Genomic DNA, 20,727 nt, shown 5'->3' with positions numbered 1-20,727 from the left:
GAGGCTCACGGGCTCACAGGGCCGGTTTCCCTGTGCTGAACAGCCAGGTCTGGAAGAGGTCGTCGAGCTGCTGTCCGCTCACCTTCTCGGCGAGGCGGACGAAGTCGGCGGTGTCGGCGTTGCCGTACCGGTGCAGCGCCGTCCAGGCGGGCAGCAGCCGGAAGAACGCCCTGTCACCGATCCGCTCGCGCAGGACCTGGAGGGTCATCGCGCCGCGCTGGTAGACGGCCGAGGCGAACATGGTGTCGTGCTGCGGGTCGGCGACCTTGGTCTGCCAGAAGGCGGCATCGGCCGGGCGGGAGCCGTAGCCGGCCAGGAAGGAGTCGTGCGCCGAACGGGTGCCCTGGTGCTCCGCCCACAGCCACTGGGCGTAGGTGGCGAAGCCCTCGTTCAGCCAGATGTCCTTCCACCGCGCCACGCTGACCGAGTCACCGAACCACTGGTGGGCCAGCTCGTGCACGATCGTCGACTCGTTGCGCACGGCCGAGTAGGCGGGCTTGCTCTGCACCTCCAGCGAGAATCCGGCCTCGGGCATGTCGTCGACGATCGCGCCGGTCTCCTCGAAGGGGTACGGCCCGAAGATCCGGGACCAGTAGTCGGTGGCGGCGGCGGTGACGGCGTACACGTCGACGCTGTTGCTGTTCTTGAGCACCGGGTCGACGGCGACGTAGACCGGGATGCCGGAGGGCGTCCGCCCCGTCCGCACGTCGAACTTCCCGATGGTGGCGGTCGCGAGGTAGCTGGCCATGGGCCTGTTCTCCCGCCAGTGGGTGTACGTCGAGCCGCCCTTGTCGTACGTCGAGAGCAGCCGGCCGTTGGAGACGGCGGTCAGCCCCTTCGGCGCCTTGACGCGGATGTCGTAGGTGGCCTTGTCGGAGGGGTGGTCGCTGGACGGGAACCAGGTGGAGGCGGCGTTGGGTTCGCAGGCGACGAAGACGCCGTCGGCGGTCTTCATCCAGCCGTAGTCGGAACCGAAGACGATGGGGCCGCCGAGGGGCTCGGGCACACCGCCGTAGGTGACGGTGGCCGTGAAGGTGCGGCCCGTGCGCAGGGGGTCGCGCGGGGTGATCCGCAGCTCGTCGCCGTCCCGGGTGAACTGGGCCCGTCTGCCGTTCACTTCGACCCGGGTGACCTCCAGCTTCTGCAGGTCGAGGTCGAAGGAGGAGAGGTTCTGGGTGGCTCGGGCCGTGAGCGTCGTACGGCCGTCGAGGCGGTCGGTGTCCGGATCGTAGGCCACGGACAGGTCGTAGTGACGGGCGTCGAAGCCGCCGTTGCCGAGCCGCGGGAAGTAGCTGTCGCCGATGCCGTCGGCGCCCGGGGTGGGGGCGGAGGAAGCGGCGATGGAGAGGAAGGAGGCCGCAGCGGTGGCTACGGCTCCTAAACGTGCCGAACGGGAGAGTGCCATGGTCGTCCCTCTCGAGCGTGCCGGTCAGTGGACGGACACGGACGACTCTGCGCTCTCCCGTTCATGCATGTACATGACTTTGCCGACTTGTCATGTGCTACTTCTCGGTTGACTCCTGGGACTCGGCCCCCGCCGGCCCGGCGGAGGGAGCGTCGGCGGCCCCTGCGGAGGCGGTGGGCTCCTCGGCCGGGCGCTCGGCCTCGGCAGCGGACTCCTCGGCCGGGGCCTCGGCTTCGGCACCGGCCGCGGGCTCCTTCACCGCGCCGGCGATCCCCGCACCGGCCGGAACACCGCCCTCGGCGGACCGGGGGGCCGGAACCACGGCTTCGGCTTCGGCCTCGGCAGCGGCCTCCTCGGCCGGGGCCTCGGCGTCGGCGTCGGCCGCGGGCTCCTTCACCGCGTCGGGTGCCGTCGCCGCGCCGGCGGACGTCGCCGCGGCGACGGCGGCCGACGTCTCCGCGGACTCCTCCAGCACCGCGTCCGGAACCAGCTCCGAGGCCTCCTTCGCGGCGGACAGCAGCACCGTGTCCTGCGGGGCCTGGTCGGCGAAGTTCTCCGGGTGGTGGCAGGCGACCCGCTGGCCGGGCTTCAGCTCGAGGAGCGGCGGCTCGGTCGTCGTGCAGATCTGCGTGGCCTTCCAGCAGCGCGTGTGGAAGCGGCAGCCGCTCGGCGGCGAGATCGGGGACGGCACATCGCCCCGGAGCAGGATGCGCTCGCTCTTCGCGCCCCGGCGCCTGGGGTCCGGGATCGGCACCGCCGACATCAGCGCCTTGGTGTACGGGTGCATCGGCGCCTCGTACAGCGAGGTGCGGTCGGCGAGTTCCACGATCTTGCCGAGGTACATCACCGCGATCCGGTCCGAGACGTGCCGGACGACCGAGAGGTCGTGCGCGATGATCACGTACGTGAGGCCGAGCTCCTCCTGGAGGTCGTCCATCAGGTTCACGACCTGCGCCTGGATCGACACGTCCAGCGCGGACACCGGCTCGTCCGCCACCACCAGCTTCGGCTTCAGGGCGAGCGCGCGGGCGATGCCGATGCGCTGGCGCTGACCGCCGGAGAACTCGTGCGGGTAGCGGTTGTAGTGCTCGGGATTGAGACCCACCACCGACAGCAGCCGCTGCACCTCCTTCTTGATGCCGCCCTCGGGCTGGACGCCCTGCAGCCGGAAGGGTGCGCCGACGATGGTGCCGATGGTGTGCCGCGGGTTCAGCGACGAGTACGGGTCCTGGAAGATCATCTGCACGTCGCGGCGCAGCGGGCGCATCCCGCCGACCCCGAGGTGGGTGATGTCCCGGCCCTGGAACTCGATGGTGCCGGCGGTCGGCTCGAGCAGCCGGGTGATCAGCCGGCCCATCGTCGACTTGCCGCAGCCGGACTCGCCCACGACGCCGAGGGTTTCACCGGAGCGGACCTCGAAGTCGAGCCCGTCGACCGCCCGGACAGCGCCGACCTGACGCTGGAAGAGGCCCTTCTTGATGGGGAAGTGCTTCCGCAGCCCGGTCACCTTCAGCAGGATCTCGCCGGGGGCGACGTCCTTGGTGAGGGTGGCGGTACCGGAGTCCGCCTCCGTGGACCCGGCCCCCGCGCCGTCGCCCTGGGCAGGGATGCTCACTGCGTTGTCCTCTGCGTTGTCCTCTGCGTTCTCGCTCACAGCTTCGGCGCAATCTCTTCGGTCCAGATCCGCTCCCGCTGCTCCTGCGTCATGTGGCAGGCGGCCCAGTGCCGGCCGCCGACCTCGGTCAGCTCCGGGCGGACCGTGCGGGTGATGTTGTCCTTCGGGACGTCCGCGTACGGGCAGCGCGGGTTGAAGGCGCAGCCGGACGGGATGTTGATCAGGGAGGGCGGGGAGCCCTTGACCGGGATCAGCCGCTCCTGCTGCTCCCGGTCAAGGCGGGGCATCGAGCCGAGCAGGCCCCAGGTGTAGGGGTGGCGGGGCTCGTAGAAGACCTTCTCCGCGGGGCCGCGCTCGACACAGCGGCCGCCGTACATCACCAGGATGTCGTCGGCCAGCTCGGCGACGACGCCCAGGTCGTGGGTGATGACGATGACCGCGGAGCCGAACTCCTTCTGCAGGTCGCGGATCAGGTCCAGGATCTGCGCCTGGACCGTCACGTCCAGGGCGGTCGTGGGCTCGTCCGCGATGAGCAGTTCGGGGTTGTTGACCAGCGACATGGCGATCATCGCGCGTTGGCGCATACCGCCGGAGAACTCGTGCGGGTAGCTGTCCACGCGCTTGTCCGGCTGCGGGATGCCCACCCGGTCGAGCATCTCGACCGCCCGCTTGCGGGCGGTCTTCTTGTCGACGTCGTGGTGGGTCCGGTAGGCCTCCACGATCTGGGTGCCGATGGTGTAGTACGGGTGCAGCGCGGAGAGCGGGTCCTGGAAGATCATGGCCATCTCGCGGCCCCGCAGCCTGCGCACCTCGCGGGGGTCGGCCGAGAGGAGTTCCGTCCCGGCCAGCCAGATCTCGCCGGAGATCTGTGCCCGCCGCTTGCCGTACTGGCCGGTGGTGTGCAGCCCCATGATGCCGAGCGAGGTGACCGACTTGCCGGACCCCGATTCACCCACGATGCCGAGGGTCTTGCCCTTGTCCAGCTGGAAGCTGAGGCCGTCGACGGACTTGACCAGACCGTCGTCGGTGGGGAAGTGCACCTTCAGGTCGCGCACTTCGAGGAAGGCGGTGGGAGCGGCCGGGGTGGCGACGGGTTCGCCGACGGCCGCTCCGGTCTTGTTCAGTTCGGTCATCCCAGCCTCACTCGCGGGTCGATGACGGCGTACAGAAGGTCGACGGCGAGGTTGGCGAGGGCGATCGCGAGGGCCGCGAACAGGGTCACTCCGAGGATGACCGGCAGGTCGTGGCTGCTGATGGCCTGCACCGCGGCGAGACCGAGGCCGGGGAGGTTGAAGGTGGACTCCGTCAGCACGGCACCGCCGAGCAGCGCGCCGAGGTCCAGGCCGAAGACCGTGAGGATCGGGGTCATCGCGGAACGCAGCGCGTGCCGGGTGATGACGGTCCGTTCGTGCAGGCCCTTGGCGCGGGCGGTGCGGATGTAGTCCTCGCCGAGCACCTCCAGCATGGTGGCCCGGGTGAGCCGGGCGTACATGGCGGCGTTCAGCAGGGCGAGCACGATCCAGGGCAGCAGCAGCGTCTCGAACCAGGTGCCGATGGAGTCGCTGGTGCTCAGGTCGTCCTGGAGGTGGATCCAGCCGAGGCTGTGCACGAAGATGCCCATCGCGACCATGCCGGTGAAGAAGACCGGCAGCGACACACCGCCGAGGGCGGCGACCATCGCGGTGCGGTCCCAGACCGAGCCCCGCTTGAGCGCGGAGACGACACCGGCGGCGACACCGGCCGCGAGCCACAGGACACAGGCGCCGGCGGCGAGCGCGCCGGTCACCGGCATGGCCTCCTTGAGGGTGTCCCACACCGGCTTCTCGGTGACGAAGGAGTACCCGAAGCAGGGGGCCGGGCAGTGGGTGACGTCGTTGCCGTTGGCGTAGTCGCGTCCCAGCGGGATGCCCTTGACGAAGTCCCAGAACTGCACGAGCAGCGGCTGGTCGAGACCGAGCTTGATGCGGATGCCCTCGATCTGTGCGGCTCCGGTGGCCTTGCCCGCGAAGAGGACGGCGATGTCCTGGCCCGCCCACTTGGGCAGCATGTAGAAGACGGTGAAGGTCGCGAGCAGGACGACCAGCACCATGATGAGTACGGCGAACAGGCGCCGGATGAGATAAGCAAGCACTGTGCGCGGCCCGGCGGCGGCCAGGGCCTCCTCGTGGGAGGTCCCGGCCGCCGCCCGGGCCATCACCTGCCCTTCGGACTGGCGGGTTTCGGCGGCAAGGGTTCGATCACTGCGGGGGTGCGGCGACTACTTGACGACGCCCAGCGAGACGTAGTCGTAGCGGCCGTTGTAGGCGGCGGACGAGTAGACGTTGGTCAGCCGCGGGCCGCGCCAGGTGATGTTCTTCTCGTAGATGAACGGCATCCAGTCGGCGTTGTCGAGCAGCTGCTTGTTCATCTCCTCGTACAGCGACTTGGCCTTGGCCGGGTCGGTCGACGCGATCGCCTGGTCGAAGAGCTTGTCGATCTTCGGGTCCTTGATCTGCGACTCGTTGTAGTTGCCGTTGTCGAAGATGAACCGGCTGTCGAACAGCGGCTGGCCGTAGCCCTGGCCGGTCGGGAAGTCCGGGCCCCAGCCGCTCATCACCATGCCGTAGCCACGCGACTTCGTGACCTTCGGCGAGCCGGTGATGCTGGAGGACTGGGCACCGTCGATCGAGTCGACCTCGATCTTGATGCCGGCCTTGGCGAGCTGCTCCTGCAGCGCCTCGGCGGCGTCGACCTCACCCGGGTTGTTCGTACGAGCGGTGATCTTGGTGGAGAAGCCGCCCGGCTTGCCGCACTGCTTCAGCTCGTCCTTGGCCTTGGCCAGGTCCGGCTTGCCCTTGCGGGCCACGACGCCGTACGGGTCGTAGTCGCTGTAGCCCGGAATGGACTTCGGGAAGACGGAGTTGGCGATCTCGCCACCCGCGATCTCGCCGCCGCGGGTCTGCTGCAGGCCCTTGAAGTCGGTGGCGTAGAAGACGGCCTTGCGGCAGTGGACGTTGTCCAGCGGCTTCGCAGGGTGGACGAGGGCCACGTAACGGACGAAGGAGGTCTGGATGTTGTCGATGTCCGCCTTGTGGTCCTGGACGGCGGTGACGCGTCCCGACTGGGTCATGCCGGTGCCGTTGACGTCGACGTCGTAGTCGCCTTCCATCAGCTTCTTGTCGTTCTCCTCCAGGTTGGCGGAGATCGTCACCGTGATCTTGTCCGGCAGCGCCGGGCGGATCGGGTCCGAAGCCTTGTTCCAGGCGGTGTTGCGGACCAGCACCGTGCTCTTGCCCGCGTTGTACGACTGGATCTTGTACGGGCCGGAGGAGAACGGCTGCTGGGTGTACTTGGCGCCGGTGTCCTTGCTCGCCTTCACCGGCGCGCCGGAGGGCATGGCGAGGAACTGCTCGAAGTCACCGTTGGGCTTGGGCAGCTTGAAGACGATGGTCTGGTCGTCGGGCGTCTGGATCGCCTTCAGGCCCAGCTTGTCCTTGGACTTGTCCTTGTACGGGCCCTTGTACTCGCCCTTGGGGTCGAGCGTCGAGCGGATGTAGGCCGGGCCGCCGGTGATGACGTCGGTCGCCCACAGGCGCTCGATACCGTACTTGACGTCCTTGGAGGTCAGCTTGGAGCCGTCCTCCCAGGTCAGGCCGTCACGCAGCGTGTAGGTGTAGGTCTTGCCGTCGGCGGAGACCTGGGCGGGACCGGTGGCGAGGTCGCCGACCAGCTTGTTGGACGCGGCACCCGGCTTGGTGTCGTAGGTGACCAGGGTGCGGGTGAAGAACCGCATGAAGTCCCAGGTCATGCCGTAGTACGTGCGCTGCGGGTCGAGGGAGTCGAAGTCCTGCTTGCCGATGAACTTCAGCGTCCCACCCTTCTTGGTGGACGCGTTGACGACCTTGTTCAACGCCGCGCTGAAGCCGGCCCCCTTGTCCTTGCTGTCGCCGTCGTCGTCACCCCCGCCGCATGCAGTGGTGCTCACCAGCGCCGCGACAACGAGGGCTGCGCCAGCAGCGAGCCGCCGCTTCGGGAAACCTGTGGGCATTTTCTCGTAACCTCCGAGATTCGCGGTCCCGGGCCTGTGCCGGAGAACCATGGAGAGAGCCACCTGACGGTGCGGCAGGGGCAAGTCGTGGGTCAGCGCGTTCCCTTGGGGTCCAGCGCGTCGCGCAGGCCATCGCCGAAGAGGTTGAAGGCGAGGACGGTGATGAAGATCGTGGCGCCCGGGAACACCATGAACATCGGGTCGTGCTCGTACGTCTGCAGCGCGTCGCGGAGCATGCCGCCCCAGGACGCGGTCGGCGGCCGGACGCCCGCGCCGAGGAAGCTGAGGGCGGCTTCGGTGAGGATGTTGGTCGGGATCATCAGGGTCGCGTAGACCAGGATCGGCGCCACCAGGTTGGGCAGCAGTTCCTTGAAGAGGATGTACCGGCTGCCGCCGCCCAGGCTCCGCGCGGCCTCGATGTACTCGCGTTCCCTCAGGCTCAGCGTCTGGCCGCGGACGATGCGGCCGACGTACGGCCAGCCGAAGAATCCGATGACGACGACGAGGATGCCGACGCGGACGCTCGTGCCGGTCAGGCCCAGCAGGTCGTCGGGCAGGACCGAGACGAGGGAGATGATGAACAGCAACTGCGGGAAGGACAGCAGCAGATCCATGGTGCGGCTGATCAGCGAGTCGACCCAGCCGCCGAAGTAGCCGGCCATGATGCCGAACAGCGCGCCGAACACCACCGCGACGACGGCGGCGAGGAAGGCGACGAGCAGGGAGATGCGGGCGCCGTAGACGATGCGGCTGAACACGTCGCGGCCCTTGTTGGGTTCGACACCGAAGAGGTAGTCGCCGCTCACCCCGCCCCATGCGCCCTTGGGGAGGTTGGTCAGCTCGTCCAGCTCGTCCTGGTGGAACTCGTTCGGGGGGTGGCCCAGCAGGGACACGATCAGCGGGGCGAACACCGCGACCAGCACGAGGACGACGACGGTGATGCCGCCCGCGAGCGCCAGCTTGTCCTGCTTCAGACGGTGCCAGGCGATCTGCTTGAGCGACCGGCCCTCGATCTTCCTGCCGACGCCCGTCTCCGGCGGCGCGATCGGGGCCGCTTCCGCAGTCGGCTCGTGCAATGGTGCCGTCATCTGGCAGGGACCCCTCTCAAACCGGCTGTAGCCGGGGCGCACTTGCCGCGGTAGCGGCGTCAACAGTCCGTCGTACAGGGGTGAAGGCCCCTGGATCGGGAGTCTTCAACGCTTTGGCGATCAGTTGCCAGAGTTGGCAGCGAATGGATGCGTAAACGTGATGCGGGCAGGAGGGTTCCGTTATCCGGACAGTGGGTAACGGGGGGCGGACGGGGGCGAAGAGGACATTCGACCGATGAAGGGATCTTACGTCACCGTCTACGCGCGAAGATCACCCTTCGGCCACACCAGGCACGGTGACGCCTCGTCAGAACAGGGATGCCGCCTGCGGGTCGGCCGGGGCTCAGTAACCGCCGGGCGCCGGCGGATAGCCGTACCCGGCGGCCGGCGGCGGCTGGGCGGGCGCGTGTGCCTCGCGGTCGTAGAAGGGGCGGGCGTGGTGCCGCATCCACATGACGACGGGGTCGTACTCGTCCGACATCACGACCGTCGACACCGGCAGCCCGTCCGGGACCGCCCCGATGGACTGCTGCATCATGGCGCGCACCGAGTCCACCGCGGGCGGCGACGTGTCGTACACGTCCAGTCCGATGGCGAGGTACGGCGCCCCGAGCGCGGGCTGCACCCAGGCGCGGCGCAGCGAGCGGACGGCCTGGGTGCGGTGGGCGTTCTGCGCGAGCAGGGCGTAGAACTGCGGGACCTCGATGCCGGGTTCCGTCAGGCGCAGCGGGCCGGCGGGCCGGCGGTCCAGGCCGGTGGCGATCCGGCGCAGGTCGAGCCAGGGGACGCCGACACCGCCGCCCGGGGCGTGCGGATTGAGCCAGAGCCCGTAGTGGTCCGGGTAGAGCGTGCGCGCCACGTCGACCGCGTCGACCACCTCGTACGAGCGGTTCCAGCCACTGGCCGACAGCTCCTGGGCGGAGGTGACGCAGGGCGCGTAGCCGAAGCCGTCCACCTCCATGTTCCCGTACTGGGCGTCGGGGGAACCGGCCTGGCCGTGCCACAGGAGCATCCAGACCTGGCCGGAGGCGGGGGTCGCGAGCGCCCTGAGGAGTGCCTCGTAGGCGTCGTAACGCCCGGGCGTCACCTGGCGCAGCATGTGCTCGACCTGTCCGGTCGCAGCGGTGCCGCTCGCGCTCACCTGTTTACCGCCCCTTCGAGAAGTCGCCCCGCGTGTGGAGACAGCTTAAGCGCCCGGGAGCTCGCGGCTTGGTGTCCGTCGGCGAGTACGGGACGCGTGTGACTCGTCGCCCGGGGCGCGTACGGGCCCGGCCCCGGACTCCTCGGCGGCGTGTTTCAGCCGCCGTACTGGTAGAAGGGCCGCACGGTCGTCCTCAGCCAGTCGGCCACCGGGTCGTCGGTCACGTCCAGCAGGACCAGGTTGACCGGCCATGTCACCGGGACCGTGCCGAGGGCCCTGCCCAGGGCGTCCAGGGGCAGGGCGCGCAGGTCGCCCTCCCACTGGGAGAGTTCGACGCCTACGAACATGACCGGGTCGTCCGTCTCGACGGCGGCCAGGCAGCGGCGGGCGGTGCGGACCACCCCGATCCGCTCGAACTCGGCGGAAGCGGCGGCGAGGAAGTCGACCGGGTCGTCCTGCCAGTCGGGTTCGAACAGGCGGACGCGCCCACCGCTCGCGGGGCCGTCGAGCGGGGTGCGGCCGGCCCGGCACAGCTCGGCCACGGCCTGCGGCGGGAGCGGGACACCGACCGTGCCGTCCGGGTTGACGACGATGCCGACCTGCGGGGGCAGACCGCGGGCGAACTCCACGGCGGGGGCGACGGTGTACCCGATGTGGGAACCGACGACCTGGCGGAACTGCTCCTCGGAGCTGAACACCGGCACGTACGCCTGGCCGTCGAGCTCCATCGTCGGCAGGTCGAGCGGGCCGCTGCCGGGGCCGCCGCCGTTGGGCAGCGGGACCCAGAGGAAGCTGCGGCCCAGCACCTCGATGATCCGGCCGCCGGCCGAGGGGATGCCGAACGACGCCGACAGCATCTCCTCCAGTTCGTTGCCGGGCCATCCGCTGTGCGGATGGGGGTGCGTCTGTGCCGGGAAGTCCGCGGGAAAGTCCGCCGGGAAGTCCATCTGCCTACCACCTGCTGGGACCAACTGTTGTGGCTGAAAGGCTAGCGGGTACCGGTGCCGGCCGGGCGGGTCCGCTCAGCCCGCGAAACCGATCCCGTGCAGCACGTCGGCGGCGCTCCGGTCGAGCAGCACCGCCGAGCCGCAGCCCGGGGGCAGTTCGCCCCGCTCCACCGCGCGCAGCAGCCGGGCGGCCGCCCGGCGGTGGCGCAGGAACGCGTACCGGGAGACGCCCCGGCCGCGCTCGCGCTGACCCTCGCGGGCCGTGGCGGGCGGGACGTCGAGCAGCAGCAGGTGCAGCGTGCCGCCCCGGCGGCGGGCCGCGCGGGCCAGCCACGCCCGCACCCAGGCCTGCGTACCGCAGTCGTGCACCACGACCCCTTCGCCGGTGCGCAGCGCGCGGCGCAGTCCGGCGTAGTGGGCGAGCCGGACCAGGGGGCGGTACACCGCGTAGGGCAGGAGGCGGGGCATACGGCGCTCCCAGCGGTCACGGGCGTCCTGGGAGTCGATGCGCGGGCCCTGGACCGCGCGGTGCATCAGCGTCGACTTGCCGCTGCCGGGCAGACCGGTGACCACCACCAGGTCGCGGGGGCCGAAGAGCAGGCCGCGCGGGCTGCGCCCCGCGCGGTCGCGCAGGTCGCGGACGACGGGTGCCGGGCGCTCGTGGCACCGCTCGTGGCACCGCTCGCGGGCCGGGAGGGCGGCGGGCTGCCGGGGCACCGCGACGCCCGTGGTCGTGGCGCAGGCGGCCGGGGTCCTGTTCACCGTGATCGTCCTCCCTGTGGTCAGGAAAGGTTCTCCCCACCGAATGTAAAGAGAAGGTAATACACGGTGTTTCCCGTTCGCGTGCGCTTAGTGCCACAGCCCGGTCACAAACGGCTCGCTCTGGAGGGCGGGGTCCAGGCATGCAATGATGAGCCCGCCAACTGCATACCGGCCGTTTGAATCCGCGCGGGAGAGTCCCCGGCAGCAGCTTCACCGGGGCGCCGAAGGAGCAAGTCCCTCCCTTGAATCTCTCAGGCCCCGTCACCGCGCGGGCGAGGCACATCTGAAAAGCGGGCCGCTGTGTCAGTGGCTCCACCCAAGGTGCAAGCCGTGACCCCCCCTCGGGGCGGATCATGGCGAACCTCTCAGGTCCCGATGACAGATGGGGAGGAACGACCTCGCCTGTCTTTCTTGGGAGACGACCGACCGATGAGCAGTACCGAATCCGCCCAGCCCCGCCGTACCGCGCTCGACGCCGTGCACCGCTCGCTGGGCGCGACGATGACCGACTTCGCCGGCTGGGACATGCCGCTGCGCTACGGCTCCGAGCGCGACGAGCACCTCGCCGTGCGCACCAGGGCCGGGCTGTTCGACCTCTCCCACATGGGCGAGATCACCGTGACCGGCGCCGGGGCGGCCGCCTTCCTGAACCACGCCCTGGTCGGCGACATCGCCTCCGTCGGCGTGGGCCGCGCCCGCTACACCATGATCTGCCGGGCCGACGGCGGCATCCTGGACGACCTGATCGTCTACCGGCTCGCCGGGACGGAGTACATGGTCGTCGCGAACGCCTCCAACGCCCAGGTGGTGCTGGACGCGCTGACCGAGCGGTCGGCCGGCTTCGACGCCGAGGTCCGCGACGACCGGGACGCGTACGCCCTGATCGCCGTCCAGGGCCCCGAGTCCCCCGGCATCCTGAAGTCCCTCACCGACGCCGACCTCGACGGCCTGAAGTACTACGCCGGCCTGCCCGGCACCGTCGCCGGCGTCCCCGCGCTCATCGCGCGCACCGGGTACACCGGCGAGGACGGCTTCGAGCTCTTCGTGCAGCCCGGGCACGCCGTCGAACTGTGGCAGGCGCTGAGCAAGGCCGGCGAGGGCGCCGGGCTGGTGCCCTGCGGCCTGTCCTGCCGGGACACGCTCCGCCTGGAGGCGGGCATGCCGCTGTACGGGCACGAGCTGACCACCTCGCTCACCCCCTTCGACGCCGGGCTCGGCCGGGTGGTGAAGTTCGGGAAGGAGGGGGACTTCGTGGGCCGCGAGGCGCTGGCCGAGGCCGCCGCGCGCGCCGAGCGGAACCCGCCGCGCGTACTGGTCGGCCTGGTCGCCGAGGGCCGCCGGGTCCCCCGCGCCGGGTACCCGGTCGTCGCCGGCGGCGCGGTGATCGGCGAGGTCACCTCCGGTGCGCCCTCCCCCACGCTGGGCAGGCCCATCGCCATGGCCTACGTCGACGCGGCGCACGCGGCACCGGGCACACCGGGCGTCGGCGTGGACATCCGGGGCAGTCACGAACCGTACGAAGTCGTGGCGCTGCCGTTCTACAAGCGCCAGAAGTAGACACTGGGCGCGGGCCCCGGCGTCCCGGCGTCCGGACGTGACCCCGCGCACATTCCCCCTGATCACACACGTTTCCAGGGTTCCCCCTTCACCAGCACTCCCGCGCGTACAGGAGAATTCAGGCCATGAGCAACCCCCAGCAGCTGCGTTACAGCAAGGAGCACGAGTGGCTGTCGGCCGCCGAGAACGGCGTCTCGACGGTCGGCATCACCGAGTTCGCGGCCAACGCGCTCGGCGACGTCGTCTACGCCCAGCTCCCCGAGGTCGGCTCCACGGTGAGCGCGGGTGAGACCTGCGGCGAGCTGGAGTCGACCAAGTCGGTGTCCGACCTGTACTCGCCGGTCACCGGTGAGGTCACCGCGATCAACGAGGACGTGGTCGACGACCCGTCGCTGGTCAACTCCGCCCCCTTCGAGGGCGGCTGGCTGTTCAAGGTCCGCGTCACCGAGGAGCCGGCCGACCTGCTCTCCGCCGACGAGTACACCGCCCAGAACGCCGGCTGAGGAGTCGTAGCCGTATGACTGTCCTGAACACGTCCCTGCACGAGCTCGACCCGGAGATCGCCGCCGCGGTCGACGCCGAGCTGAACCGCCAGCAGTCCACGCTCGAAATGATCGCCTCGGAGAACTTCGCCCCGCTCGCGGTCATGGAGGCGCAGGGCTCGGTCCTCACCAACAAGTACGCCGAGGGCTACCCGGGCCGCCGCTACTACGGCGGCTGCGAGCACGTCGACGTCGCCGAGCAGATCGCCATCGACCGCCTCAAGGAGCTGTTCGGCGCGGAGTACGCCAATGTGCAGCCCCACTCCGGTGCCTCCGCCAACCAGGCCGCCCTGTTCGCGCTGGCCCAGCCCGGCGACACCATCCTCGGCCTGGACCTGGCCCACGGCGGCCACCTGACCCACGGCATGCGGCTGAACTTCTCCGGCAAGCAGTTCGACGTGGTCGCCTACCACGTCGACGACTCCGGCCTGGTCGACATGGCCGAGGTGGAGCGGCTGGCCAAGGAGCACCGTCCCAAGGTGATCATCGCGGGCTGGTCGGCGTACCCGAGGCAGCTGGACTTCGCCGAGTTCCGCCGGATCGCCGACGAGGCCGGGGCGTACCTGTGGGTCGACATGGCGCACTTCGCGGGCCTGGTCGCCGCCGGGCTGCACCCGAACCCGGTGGAGTACGCGGACGTGGTCACCTCCACCACCCACAAGACCCTCGGCGGCCCGCGCGGCGGCATCATCCTGGCGAAGAAGGACTTCGCGAAGAAGCTGAACTCCTCCGTCTTCCCGGGCTTCCAGGGCGGCCCCCTGGAGCACGTGATCGCGGCCAAGGCGGTCTCCTTCAAGGTCGCCGCCTCCGAGGAGTTCAAGGAGCGCCAGCGCCGTACGCTGGAGGGTGCCCGGCTGCTCGCCGAGCGGCTCGGCGCGGCGGACGTCCGCGAGGCCGGGGTGAGCGTCCTGTCCGGCGGTACGGACGTCCACCTGGTCCTGGTCGACCTGCGCCACTCCGAGCTGGACGGACAGCAGGCCGAGGACCGGCTGCACGAGGTCGGCATCACGGTCAACCGGAACGCGGTCCCGAACGACCCGCGCCCGCCCATGGTGACCTCCGGTCTGCGGATCGGCACGCCGGCTCTCGCGACCCGCGGCTTCACGGCCGAGGACTTCGCCGAGGTCGCGGACGTGATCGCGCGGACCCTGACGGCGCCCGCCCCGTTCCAGGGGGACGGCGTGGAGGCCCTGAAGGCCCGGGTCACGGCGCTGGCCGCCAAGCACCCGCTGTACCCCGGCCTGAACCAGTAGTTCCCGGTGGGGGCACCCGACGGCGTGTGCCCCCACCCTCTGAGGAGGAGTTCCCGTGGCCATCTCGGTCTTCGACCTGTTCTCGATCGGCATCGGCCCGTCGAGCTCCCACACCGTCGGCCCGATGCGCGCGGCCCGCATGTTCGCGCGGCGCCTGCGCAACGAGGGACTGCTTCAGTGCGTCACGTCCGTACGCGCCGAGCTGTACGGCTCGCTCGGCGCGACCGGCCACGGCCACGGCACCCCGAAGGCGGTGCTGCTCGGCCTGGAGGGCGCCTCGCCCCGCACGGTGGACGTGGAGGCCGCGGACGACCGGGTCGAGGCGATCAGGACCACCCGGCGGCTGAACCTCCTCGGCGAGCACGAGATCGCCTTCGCCTTCGACGACGACCTGAAGCTGCACCGCCGCAAGGCCCTCCCCTACCACGCGAACGGCATGACGCTCCGGGCGTACGACGCGGCCGGGGCGGAGCTGATCTCCAAGACGTACTACTCGGTCGGCGGCGGTTTCGTGGTCGACGAGGAGGCGGTCGGCGCGGACCGCATCAGGCTCGACGACACCGTCCTGAAGTACCCCTTCCGCACCGGCGACGAGCTGCTCCGCCTGACGGGCGAGACGGGCCTGTCGATCTCCGCCCTGATGCTGGAGAACGAGCGCGCCTGGCGCACCGAGGAGGAGATCCGCGCCGGCCTGCTCGACATCTGGCGGGTGATGCAGGCCTGCGTGGCGCGCGGCATGACCCGCGAGGGCATCCTGCCGGGCGGCCTGAAGGTCCGCCGCCGGGCCGCCGTCTCCGCCCGTCAACTGCGCGCCGAGGGCGAGCCGTCGGCCCGCGCGATGGAGTGGATCACGCTCTACGCGATGGCCGTGAACGAGGAGAACGCGGCCGGGGGCCGGGTGGTCACCGCGCCCACGAACGGCGCGGCCGGCATCATCCCGGCCGTCCTGCACTACTACGTCAACTTCGTCCCCGGCGCCGACGAGGAGGGCGTGGTCCGCTTCCTGCTCGCCGCGGGAGCCATCGGCATGCTCTTCAAGGAGAACGCCTCCATCTCCGGCGCCGAGGTCGGCTGCCAGGGCGAGGTGGGGTCCGCCTGCTCCATGGCGGCCGGCGCCCTCGCCGAGGTCCTCGGCGGCAGCCCCGAGCAGGTGGAGAACGCCGCCGAGATCGGCATGGAGCACAACCTCGGCCTCACCTGCGACCCGGTCGGCGGCCTGGTGCAGATCCCGTGTATCGAGCGCAACGGCATGGCCGCGGTCAAGGCGGTCACGGCCGCCCGCATGGCGATGCGGGGCGACGGCTCCCACAAGGTGTCCCTGGACAAGGTCATCAAGACCATGAAGGACACCGGCGCCGACATGTCCGTCAAGTACAAGGAGACGGCCCGGGGCGGGCTGGCGGTGAACATCATCGAATGCTAGGGAAATGAGCCCTGAGCAGCGCGTTCGTACCTTTCAGCGCTGTCGGGGCCTTCCCTGCTCACGCGGCGGAAAGTCCCTGAAAGCTCCCTGGGACCGGCGTGAAAGTCCCTGAAGAGTCCCTGGGACGTCCCTCGCCAAGCGCCCTCCGTCGGCGTTCATCATGGGGTCGGCTCCGGGCCGATGGAGACGGTGCTGAGACCGTCCCGGATGGTGGAGCGAATCCGTGTGGGGAGCGGGACCTCCGCATGACGAGCCCGCTGGGGATCATGCCGGGCTGTGCTACGCGGTTGTACCAAACCAACCCGGTCACCCGGGTCACCCCCGCCGCTCACCGGTCTGCCCGACGCGCCCAGTGGGCGGCGGTGAGCGCGATGAACCGGACGTTGCCCACGGCGTAGCGCAGGAACATCCGGCGCGGCTCCTGGACCATCCGGTGGAACCATTCCAGCCCGGCCCTGCGCATCCACCGCGGTGCCCTGCTGCGCAGCCCCGCCACCACGTCGAAGGAGCCGCCGACGCCGACCACCAGGGCGCAGCCCAGGTCCTGCTGCCGGCGCGCGAGGAAGTACTCCTTGCGTGGACTCGGTACGGCGAGGAAGAGGATGTCCGGGCGGGTCTCGCGGACGGCCGTCACCACCGCCTCCTCCTCCGCCTCGTCCCAGTAGCCGTCCCGGTGCCCGACGACCTCGACCCCCCGCGCGGCGGCGATGCGCGCGGTCCGTGCGACCACCTCCGGCTCGGCGCCCAGCAGGTAGACGCGGTACCCCTGGCGCGCGGCCGTGCGCCACAGCGCCAGCATGAAGTCGATGCCCGCCACCCGCTCCGGCAGCGGACTTCCGAGCAGGCGCCCGGCCCACACGACCGACTGCCCGTCCGCGTTGACGAGCGAGCACGACCGGATGATCCGCGCCAGCTCCGGGTCGTCGTGCGCCTTGACGACCTTGGCCGCGTTCAGCACGACGTGCTGGTGGGGGCCGCCGCTCGCGATCAGCGCCTGGGCGGCCGCCACCGACGCCTCCAGGGTCAGCGGGTGGACGGGCAGCCCGCACACCGTGACCGGCCGGCCCGGGCCCTCAGTCATGCCGGCCCAGACCCAGGTTCTGCCAGAACCGCACGAACTCCTCCTCGATGCGGCCGGGTTCGTACCGAGGCCGCAGCTCCTGCCATGCCTTCTGCTGGCGCCGCCGGATTCCCTCCAGGTCGTCCCGGCACGCCGTGAAGAACCGGGTCACGGACTCCGCCGAGGCCTCGACGGGCTCCACGCATCCCCGCTCGAAGAGCTCGGCGCATCCCGGAGACGGGGTCGCGGCCACGGCGCAGCCCGCCTGGAGTCCCTCGAGCAGGACGAAGGGAAGACCCTCGACCCAGCGGGCCGGAAGGACGAACGCGTCGACCCCGGTCCAGAACGACAGGGTGTCCGACGCATCCAGGACCCCCAGGTCCTCGTCGACGCACGCCATGTCCCCGACGGGTACGTCACAGCGCATGCCGGCGACCCGGAACTCGACCTCGAGCCCCTGCGCCCGCGCCCTGTTCACCGCACCGCAGACCAGGTCGAAACCCTTGCGCCGGGTCATCGTGCCGAGCCAGCCGACGCGCAGCACACCGGACCTGTGAGAGGGGCCTGCCGCGGCCGGCGACACCGCCGGGAGCGCGGGATTGCGCAGCACCGTGACCGACGCCGTACGGCAGCCGCTGGTCAGCAGTTGGGCCGCGACCGCCTCGCTGAGGACCATCCAGTGCGCCCCGCCCAGCAGCGCCCGCAGCGTCCGGTTCGCGGGGAGCCTCGCGGGCAGTTGCGCGCCGTGCAGATGCAGAACCACGGTGCAGCGGACCGCCCGGGCCATGCCGACCAGGACCGCGTCACGAAGCAGCTGGGGGCCCCACTGCGAGACCGGCAGGTAGACGGCTGTCTGGGTGCGCCTGGTCAGCCGGTACGCGCACGCGCCCAGGGCCGCCGCGGTGGCGCGGGCCTTGGCGGGCCAGGAGGCCGCGAACCTCTCCGACCGGCCCCGGTTCGCCGAGAGCGAGATGACCGCCGACACATGGCAGTGGCTCGTCAGCAGGGGCGTGAAGAACTCGGCTGCTCGGCCCATACCGCCCAGACGTGGACTGTGCCGGAAGACCAGGACGGCCGGACGGGCGGGGCGGCGCGGAAACCTTGGGCGGATGAGAAACATTCCCCATGCCTCGGAGTATGTGATGCGGGATTCGGGAGTCGGGGTGGAATTATGGGAAAGATACCGAATCACTCGGCCGGTACGGAAGGCCAGTGCAACACGTCTCGATCCATATTACTCATACGATACTTACGGTCGAGCCGTTGAATGAGCCATTGCGTACTTCCTGATTCAATGGGCTGATCTTCGAAAGGAAGCGCTGTCGGCGTGACCTCTGACATTCCCCTGTTCCTTTTCGTCTGCGCCGCGGTCTGTGTTGCGTCGGGCATCGTGGTCGCCCTGTGCGTTCGCGGAGCGGGCTGGCTGCTCTGGGTGTCCTGCCTGGCACCGCTCTTTCTGCTGAACAGGGAATACGCGATGGTAGGCGTTTCCTCGGTCTACCTCATGGACGTCCTGGCTTTCTCCGCTCTGCTCGTGACCGTGCACACGTGGGGGCCCCGGGCGTTCTCAGAGCCCCGGCTGCGCTGGTTCCGGGCGGTCGCCGCGGGGCTCGCCGTCGCGTCGGCCCAGGCGGTGTACCGCGGGATCGAAGCGGGGTATCCCGATCCCCTCAAGGGCGGGATCCTGGGGCTGTACCCCCTCTTCGGGTGGCTTGCCGCGACCTGGCTTCTCACTCGGCCCGTCCAGGAATCCCTCCGCCGGCGATGGGTGCTGTACGTACCGACCTTCGGACTCCTCCTGTCATGGGCCCTGCACATCCCGACGATCTCCGCAGCGTCGGGCCTCTACCTGGCGATCGCCGGCGCATTCGGGGTCCAGTCGCGGTACGCGGGAAACAGCCGGCTGTTGCTGTGGACACTGACCGGGGTCGCCCTGCTGGCCGCCCTGGCGAGCAAGCGGGGCCCTGTCCTGGCCGTTGTCGCGGCTGTCTGTGCGACCACCGTCGCCGGCAGACCGAGCCGCCGACGTGTCATCCGCTGGCCGGTCATCTACTGGTTCCTCGCGACTCTCGGGGTGATCGCCCTGCTCTCGTTCTCCCTCTCCGGCCGGCAGCTGTCCGACATGCCCGTGGTCGGGGGCCTCATGACGCGGTTGTCGAGTTCGGCGGACGTGCACACCGAGGCCGGTGCGAACGTCGGACTGCGACTGGAGATGTGGCGGGCGGCCCTTCGCGCGGCGTGCCGGGAGCCGTTTTTCGGCGCCGGGGCGGGAAACCCCATCGAGGTGGAACGATTCGGGTTTCCGGGCGTGGAGAGATCCGGGCCGCACAACTCCTTCATCGGATACGTCTACTATCTCGGCTGGCCGGCGGGACTCGGCTTCATCCTGCTCGTTGCCGCGACCCTGCGCCGGACCTGGCGGGCCCGGCACCGTCCGGCCGCCGCCTCCTGGTTCGGGGCGACCGTCGGTGTCTGCGTCACCGCCTTCACCAATGTCGCCTTCGAGACCACGTTCATCGGGCTTCCCTCCTGGCTGGTCCTCGCCTGCGCATACGCGCTGGTGGGGGTGGACCGGGGCGACGAGGGCGACCATCGCGCCGGCACCGGCGGGCGCATGCGCCTCATCGCCCAGCGGCCTGCCGCTCCGGGCGGCACGAGAGGCCGGAGCCCGTCCCGCAGCCCTGGTGCGCCGGTACCCGGCCTTCCCGCGTGATCTGCCGTTGCGCGCGCCCCTCCGCGACGACCCGCAGAATCCCGTGCGGCCGTCAGAGATCCGAGACTGCCCCCGGCGGCCTGCCGTCGGTCCGGGCAGGACCGCGGCGGACGGCGGACCGCCGGCCGGGGTAGCCGGTCGGCGTCCTGGAACGCGCGGGGCACCGCCGCGACGACGCTGCGCGGGGTCGCCTGTGGCGCTGACGGCAGGTCACCGCCACGGGTAGCGGGCCGTTCAGCCGGTGGAGCAGGTGCGGTGGGCGAGGAGCCGGTGGTCCGGCATCACACGCGAGCGCAGCCGGCACCTGAGCAGCGGGTAGGACAGACGGTGCAGTCGTACGGAACGCGACAGGGCCCCTTGACGGAAGTTCCGCTTCGTCAGCAGGTGCAGTGTGCCGGCCCCGTGGTACGTCATGCCCAGGCGCTCGGCGAGGACACGCATCGTCCGGGGCGCGTAGAAGGAGATGTGCTGGCCGGTTTCCGGTGCCAGGTACCACCATGACGGATCGGCGCTGAGGTCGTGCAGGTGCTGCGTGAAGACGAGCGAGTGCGCTCCGGTCTCCCGCAGGCAGGCGTCGACGAAGGCGAGCGGATCGGTCACGTGCTCCATCACCTCGACCGCGGTGACCGCGGCGGCGGCTCCCCGCCGGCTGCCGTCCCACTCGAAGCCACGGGCGAACAGGTTCTGACAGTGGGCGTCCTGCCAGTAGACGTCCAGGCCGACGTCGCGCAGCAACCGGACCAGCAGTCCGTATCCGGCGCCGTAGTCGACGTACACGCCGGTGGGGCCGAACAGGCGGACCAGCACCGAGGCCAGCCGCGGGTACAGGTGCAGGTTCCGCTGTACGACACCGGTGTCGACGGCCGCCACGGCCTCCGCGTAGGCCTCGTCCAGCCAGTGCGGCTCGTCGACGAACCAGTAGGCGCACGCGTCGCACATGCGGTACGTGGCCTCGTGGCGTCCGAGCACGGTGGCACGGTGGGTGATGCGCGTGGTGCCGTCGCAGATCCCGCACGAGGCGGTCATACGGTCACCCTGCCGCCGACGGCCACCGCCGCCCGGCGCGGCTTGTCGGGGATGGAGGACCGCAGGATCGAGTCGAGTTCGGCGTCGACCATGAGGCGGGCCAGTTCGGGGGCGTGGGTGGCGGGCTTCCAGCCGAGGACGCGCTGTGCCTTGGCGGCGTCCCCGACG

At 70.5% G+C, this 20,727-nt stretch carries 17 protein-coding genes and 1 riboswitch; of the genes, 5 read left to right on the top strand and 12 right to left on the bottom strand.

Annotated elements, in window-relative coordinates; translation table 11 throughout:
• Positions 1 to 13 precede the first annotated feature (13 nt).
• The 9 genes from ABZX30_RS29175 to ABZX30_RS29135 form a co-directional block, all read right to left on the bottom strand.
• Positions 14 to 1,405, bottom strand: coding sequence for a M1 family metallopeptidase (locus ABZX30_RS29175; RefSeq protein ID WP_355938602.1), 1,392 nt, complete (start codon positions 1,403 to 1,405; stop codon positions 14 to 16).
• Positions 1,406 to 1,502: 97 nt separating this feature from the next.
• Positions 1,503 to 3,020, bottom strand: coding sequence for a dipeptide ABC transporter ATP-binding protein (locus ABZX30_RS29170; protein ID WP_355938601.1), 1,518 nt, complete (start codon positions 3,018 to 3,020; stop codon positions 1,503 to 1,505).
• 35 nt (positions 3,021 to 3,055) lie between these two features.
• On the bottom strand, positions 3,056 to 4,153 hold the full coding sequence (locus tag ABZX30_RS29165; RefSeq protein WP_355938599.1) for an ABC transporter ATP-binding protein: 1,098 nt from the start codon (positions 4,151 to 4,153) through the stop codon (positions 3,056 to 3,058).
• Complete coding sequence (locus ABZX30_RS29160) at positions 4,150 to 5,151, bottom strand: ABC transporter permease (protein WP_355938637.1); 1,002 nt, start codon at positions 5,149 to 5,151, stop codon at positions 4,150 to 4,152. Before ABZX30_RS29160 ends, ABZX30_RS29165 begins: the two co-directional genes overlap by 4 nt.
• Before the next feature lie 126 nt (positions 5,152 to 5,277).
• Positions 5,278 to 7,047 carry an ABC transporter substrate-binding protein gene (locus ABZX30_RS29155; RefSeq protein WP_355938597.1) on the bottom strand — a complete coding sequence of 590 codons (1,770 nt, stop codon included), beginning with the start codon at positions 7,045 to 7,047 and terminating at the stop codon, positions 5,278 to 5,280.
• A 92-nt stretch (positions 7,048 to 7,139) separates the two neighbouring features.
• Positions 7,140 to 8,135, bottom strand: coding sequence for an ABC transporter permease (locus ABZX30_RS29150; protein WP_355938595.1), 996 nt, complete (start codon positions 8,133 to 8,135; stop codon positions 7,140 to 7,142).
• Between the two features lie 343 nt (positions 8,136 to 8,478).
• Positions 8,479 to 9,276 carry an enhanced serine sensitivity protein SseB C-terminal domain-containing protein gene (locus ABZX30_RS29145; protein ID WP_355938593.1) on the bottom strand — a complete coding sequence of 266 codons (798 nt, stop codon included), beginning with the start codon at positions 9,274 to 9,276 and terminating at the stop codon, positions 8,479 to 8,481.
• A gap of 155 nt (positions 9,277 to 9,431) precedes the next feature.
• Entirely contained in the window at positions 9,432 to 10,223 is a 792-nt protein-coding gene (locus tag ABZX30_RS29140; protein WP_355938591.1) for an enhanced serine sensitivity protein SseB, read from the bottom strand.
• 75 nt (positions 10,224 to 10,298) lie between these two features.
• A complete protein-coding gene (locus ABZX30_RS29135) occupies positions 10,299 to 10,991 on the bottom strand; it encodes an AAA family ATPase (protein ID WP_355938635.1) in 693 nt (230 codons plus the stop codon).
• A 171-nt stretch (positions 10,992 to 11,162) separates the two neighbouring features.
• Positions 11,163 to 11,262: riboswitch (glycine riboswitch) on the top strand.
• A gap of 152 nt (positions 11,263 to 11,414) precedes the next feature.
• On the opposite strand from ABZX30_RS29135, the gene gcvT reads away from it, so the two are divergent.
• From gcvT to ABZX30_RS29115, 4 genes are all read left to right on the top strand, one after another.
• Complete coding sequence (gene gcvT / locus ABZX30_RS29130) at positions 11,415 to 12,542, top strand: glycine cleavage system aminomethyltransferase GcvT (protein WP_355938589.1); 1,128 nt, start codon at positions 11,415 to 11,417, stop codon at positions 12,540 to 12,542.
• Between the two features lie 125 nt (positions 12,543 to 12,667).
• On the top strand, positions 12,668 to 13,045 hold the full coding sequence (gene gcvH / locus ABZX30_RS29125) for a glycine cleavage system protein GcvH (RefSeq protein ID WP_355938588.1): 378 nt from the start codon (positions 12,668 to 12,670) through the stop codon (positions 13,043 to 13,045).
• A 14-nt stretch (positions 13,046 to 13,059) separates the two neighbouring features.
• A complete protein-coding gene (glyA, locus tag ABZX30_RS29120) occupies positions 13,060 to 14,337 on the top strand; it encodes a serine hydroxymethyltransferase (RefSeq protein ID WP_355938586.1) in 1,278 nt (425 codons plus the stop codon).
• Positions 14,338 to 14,392: 55 nt separating this feature from the next.
• Entirely contained in the window at positions 14,393 to 15,760 is a 1,368-nt protein-coding gene (locus ABZX30_RS29115) for an L-serine ammonia-lyase (protein ID WP_355938584.1), read from the top strand.
• 328 nt (positions 15,761 to 16,088) lie between these two features.
• Here ABZX30_RS29115 and ABZX30_RS29110 read toward each other — a convergent pair whose 3' ends face one another.
• Entirely contained in the window at positions 16,089 to 16,841 is a 753-nt protein-coding gene (locus ABZX30_RS29110; protein ID WP_355938582.1) for a WecB/TagA/CpsF family glycosyltransferase, read from the bottom strand.
• On the bottom strand, positions 16,834 to 17,856 hold the full coding sequence (locus ABZX30_RS29105; RefSeq protein WP_355938580.1) for a glycosyltransferase family 4 protein: 1,023 nt from the start codon (positions 17,854 to 17,856) through the stop codon (positions 16,834 to 16,836). The genes ABZX30_RS29110 and ABZX30_RS29105 overlap by 8 nt, the downstream gene beginning before the upstream one ends.
• Positions 17,857 to 18,297: 441 nt before the next feature.
• Between ABZX30_RS29105 and ABZX30_RS29100 the strand changes: the two genes are divergently transcribed.
• The gene (locus ABZX30_RS29100) at positions 18,298 to 19,533 is read left to right on the top strand and encodes an O-antigen ligase family protein (RefSeq protein ID WP_355938578.1); all 1,236 of its coding nucleotides are present in this window, start codon (positions 18,298 to 18,300) and stop codon (positions 19,531 to 19,533) included.
• 234 nt (positions 19,534 to 19,767) lie between these two features.
• On the opposite strand, the gene ABZX30_RS29095 is transcribed toward ABZX30_RS29100, so the two are convergent.
• Entirely contained in the window at positions 19,768 to 20,559 is a 792-nt protein-coding gene (locus ABZX30_RS29095) for a methyltransferase domain-containing protein (RefSeq protein ID WP_355938576.1), read from the bottom strand.
• Positions 20,560 to 20,727: the final 168 nt, after the last annotated feature.

It is taken from the genome of Streptomyces sp. NPDC004542 (assembly GCF_040610035.1).
Classification (GTDB): domain Bacteria; phylum Actinomycetota; class Actinomycetes; order Streptomycetales; family Streptomycetaceae; genus Streptomyces.
Note: the sequence above shows the minus strand (reverse complement) of the source record. Positions and strands in the feature narration are given on the sequence as shown.